Source organism: uncultured Oscillibacter sp., from assembly GCF_900546705.1.
Lineage (GTDB): Bacteria > Bacillota > Clostridia > Oscillospirales > Oscillospiraceae > Oscillibacter.
Genome location: NZ_URDP01000078.1, coordinates 1 through 3569 on the forward strand (window position 1 = coordinate 1; position 3569 = coordinate 3569).

The 3569-nt window shown below is 62.0% G+C and carries 3 protein-coding genes; all 3 read right to left on the minus strand.

Annotation, left to right across the window (positions count from 1 at the left end; all coding sequences use genetic code 11):
* Positions 1-21: 21 nt before the first annotated feature.
* From QZS13_RS10085 to QZS13_RS10095, 3 genes are read right to left on the minus strand one after another with little or no spacing between them, the layout of a single operon-like run.
* A complete protein-coding gene (locus tag QZS13_RS10085; protein ID WP_295588574.1) occupies positions 22-1704 on the minus strand; it encodes a phage major capsid protein in 1683 nt (560 codons plus the stop codon).
* 1 nt (position 1705) lies between these two features.
* Positions 1706-2281, minus strand: a complete 576-nt coding sequence (locus QZS13_RS10090) for an HK97 family phage prohead protease (protein ID WP_295588577.1) — start codon at positions 2279-2281, stop codon at positions 1706-1708.
* Entirely contained in the window at positions 2271-3476 is a 1206-nt protein-coding gene (locus QZS13_RS10095; RefSeq protein ID WP_295588578.1) for a phage portal protein, read from the minus strand. Before QZS13_RS10095 ends, QZS13_RS10090 begins: the two co-directional genes overlap by 11 nt.
* Positions 3477-3569 lie beyond the last annotated feature (93 nt).

Genomic DNA, 3569 nt, shown 5'->3' on the forward strand with positions numbered 1-3569 from the left:
GCAGCTCCTCCTCGCTCATACTCAGCCTCCGCTCTTGGTGACGGTCACGGTGTAGGTCTTGGTATTGGCGCCGTTGACCACGGTGATAGTCACCACGTTTTCGCCGGTGTTCCAGTAGACGGGCGCGCCGTTTTGCAGCGTCTTGCCGGCCAGCTTGATCTTGAGAGTGGAGCCCATGGTGGGCACGGCGCTGAGGACGTCGCTGGCGTTGCTGGTGGTGGCGGTGTAGGTGTCGGTGCCCACGGCAAAGGCGGGAGTAAGCTCCAGCGCGCCGATGGTCAGAGACTGCAGGGCGGCCACGGAGGGGTTGGCCACGTCCTGGGCAAAGGACATGGTGGTGACGGGGGCCTTGCCGATACCAATGGCCACGAAGCCCTCGGGGATCACCGGCTGTCCGTCGTACCGGGCGGTGCCCTTCACCACGGTCTGATCCTGGAGGTACAGGGGGATGTCGCTGTATCCCACGGTGGTGCCGGCCCGCTCCGCCAGCAGGTAGAGATCGCCATAGCCGCCGATGATGGTGTCATCCGGCATCACGTCGTCGGAGAACACAACGCGATCACCGCCCACCACAGGCATAGTGCCGTTGTTCATGGCCACGATGGTGCCGGTGGCGTCAAAGTTGGCGGCCTCCGCCATCAGCTTCGTCTCGGTGGTTTCGTTCATAGCCCAGAACTTGTCTCCGCGGGAATAGCGGCCCTTGGCGGCACCGCTGGCCAGGATGATCTTCTGGAACAGCGTCAGCCCGGAAGTGGTTCCGGAGGGAATGGTGATGACGTTGGACGCGGAGAGGTTAATCCATGGCCGGGCCTTGTCCGGGTAGTTGTCCGGCTGGCTGGACTGAGCCAGGCGGGTGGCAATGCCAAGAGGCATCTTGATGCCGGTGCCGAACAGGATGGCCTTGTCCAGCGCGATTCCGATGGCCGCGCCCAAGGCCACGATGATCTCGCTGAGCAGAGCGTAGTCCGTGTCCTCCAGCGTGGAGTTGCAGATCACGGCGTAGCCCGCCACCTTGTAACCGTCCACTTCTGCCTGGTTGATCTGGAAATTCAGCGCATTGATGGCGCCGCAGGCCTCCGTCCAGACGGCCTCGGGGATGGTGCCCATGATGGGCTGCCGGGCCTGGCCGGCCACCGGCACCAGGCGCACACGGCGGATCAGCTTGGAGTAGTCCTCGATGTTCTGTCGGATGAGATCCAGCACCACGGTGGGGATCAGCAGTTCGCCGCCGGTGACGCTGCGGCCCTGGGGCGCGTTGCGGAAGGTATCGCGGAAGCGGGTCAGAAACTCCTGGACATCGCTCCGCTGTACAAGGGCCGTGCGCTGCTCCATGGTCATGGAGCCAAAGGCCCGGGTCTGACGGTTGCTCATGTAATCATCCTTTCCTCTGGCCGCCGCAGGCGGCGTATTGGGTTTGGGGTCCGCCTTGGGGGGATTGGTCTCCAGTCTGCGGAGTTCTTCCTCCGCAGCGTCGATCTCCGCCTGGAGAGCGTCCACGGCGGCCTGGTGGGTACGCTGCTCTTCGGTGAGCTCCGTCACCATGGTATCCAGGGACCGGAGCTGTTCATCGGTTTCCGCCTCATCCAGAGCGGCGGCAAGCTCCGCCTCCCGGGTGGCCAACTCCTGGGTGTGCTGGGTCAGGGCGCTCATGCGGGTGTTCTTCTCTTCGATCTGCCGTCTCAGTAGCAGTGCTCTCAGTGCCATTTCACGATGCTCCTTTCAGTTTTGCTTTCAGCGCCTCTTTGCGCTCATCAAACAATCGCTTTCGGATTGTCTCCTCCTGCCGGGTGCGGGCGGAGACGGAGGTCTCCTCGTAGGCCGGGAATGTCACAACGGACACCTCCAGCAGCCGTACCTTGAGGATGGTGTACCGGACCGTGCCGTCAGACAGGACCTCCCGGTTTTCCTTTTCGATGTAGAATCCAATCGAACACTGATCCACGTCGCCCCGGGCTACCCGACTATGCGTATTTACGGCGTCGCTGTCTGACGAGTTGATGCGGATACTGCCCCAGAGGCCGTGGGCGTCCTCCTTGAGGGTCAGCGTGCCGGCTTTGTTCCGGCCCAGCACCAGCGTGGTGTCGTGGTTGGTCAAAGCCCGGATGTCCTCGCCCAGGGTGTCGGCAAACGCTCCCGGGGCGATGGTTTCCACAACGCCCTGATAGATTTCGTAATTGCTGTTGAATACCGCAAAATAACCTTCGATGTACAGGTCATCGCCCTCAGCCCTCGTGGAAAAATTCCCTTTGGTGGGGACCATGGTCCGCTTCTCAAGTTCCACTGTTCTCACCTCCTGTCGGATTCAGTTTCTTTTGATCCCCGATCATGCTCTGGGGGATAAAGTTTTCCAGGATCACCAGTTCGTCCAAGCCCTCCTTGGGCGGCAGGTGCATCCAGTTCCGGACCTCATTTCCGGTCATCATGCCACGGATGTACAGGTTGGAGCCGATGTCCGAAAGGTCTTTCATGTCGTAGGCGTACAGCGCCCAGGGATTCATGGAGATGTACCACTCCGGGTTCAGCAGCAGCTTCCGGGTCATCTCCTGCTCGATGCCACGGACGATGGGCATGATGGTGGTGGCGATGAAGTGGTTCCACTCCTGCTGGCTGAACTTGTCCAGGCCCACCACATAGGGCGGCACGCCCAGGATGGCGGCCACGGACTGCTTGTCCAGCTTGACGCTGTCGGAGATAGCCAGGTCATTGAGGGACAGCGGCTTGACCTGCACCACCTCCATCTGCTCCGCCGGGATCAGCCAGGGGGCGCCCGGGGCAAAGGGGTGTAGGTACTGGTTGGCCAGCCGCTGGCGGCCCGATTCTGACACCAGCTCCTCGCTGTTGCCGTCTACCTTGACGATGACGGAGGGCTTCCACTCGCTGGAAAGAAAGGCGTTTTTGGTATTGCCCGCCTGCTGGAGGTTTTTCACCACGCTCTGGAGGGCCACCCGGTACCCGGTGCCCAGCCACGGCCGCTCCGTGGAGGGGTTGACCACAAAGTGCAGGAGATCGTCCGGATCATAGGGGATGCCGCCCACAGTGATCTTGTAGCCGTAGCCATCTGGCAGAAACGACACCTGGCTGGGCGGCAGTGGCACCAGCTCTTCCAGCAGCCCGTTTTCCGTCCGGGGCCACACCACGGCGTTGCCCTGGCCCTCCAGCAGCAGCGTCCGGACGATGGCCGCCACCATGGTTTTCCGGGTCATGAACCGGTTGGGCGTGATGTCCAGCTTCCGGGAGAGCTGGTTGTACACCCGGATGTCGCCGCTTTCCGTGTTGGCCATCAGCCGGATGGACATGGAGCTGATGAGCTCCGCGATCCGGCCCACCGCCATCAGCACCTCGGGGTTTTCGGATAGACGGGTGTAACCGCTGGCACAAAGGGTGTCCCAGCCGGAGCCCAGGACAAATCCCACGGTGCTGCGGGTCTGGGCGGGCTTGTCCCGGGCCTTCGTGTTGGATTTCCGATGTTTACTCATGGGCGTTTCCCTCCCCAAACCAGTTTTTCGCTTTCTGCACCGTCTCCAGATCTTCCAGGTAAGCGCAGCAGGCAAACACCGCTGCGTCAAACA

Excerpts from the sequence above, each read along its gene's own strand:
- QZS13_RS10095 (WP_295588578.1), bottom strand. The coding sequence starts at position 3,476 with ATGAGTAAACATCGGAAATCCAACACGAAGGCCCGGGACAAGCCCGCC.
- QZS13_RS10085 (WP_295588574.1), bottom strand. The coding sequence starts at position 1,704 with ATGGCACTGAGAGCACTGCTACTGAGACGGCAGATCGAAGAGAAGAAC.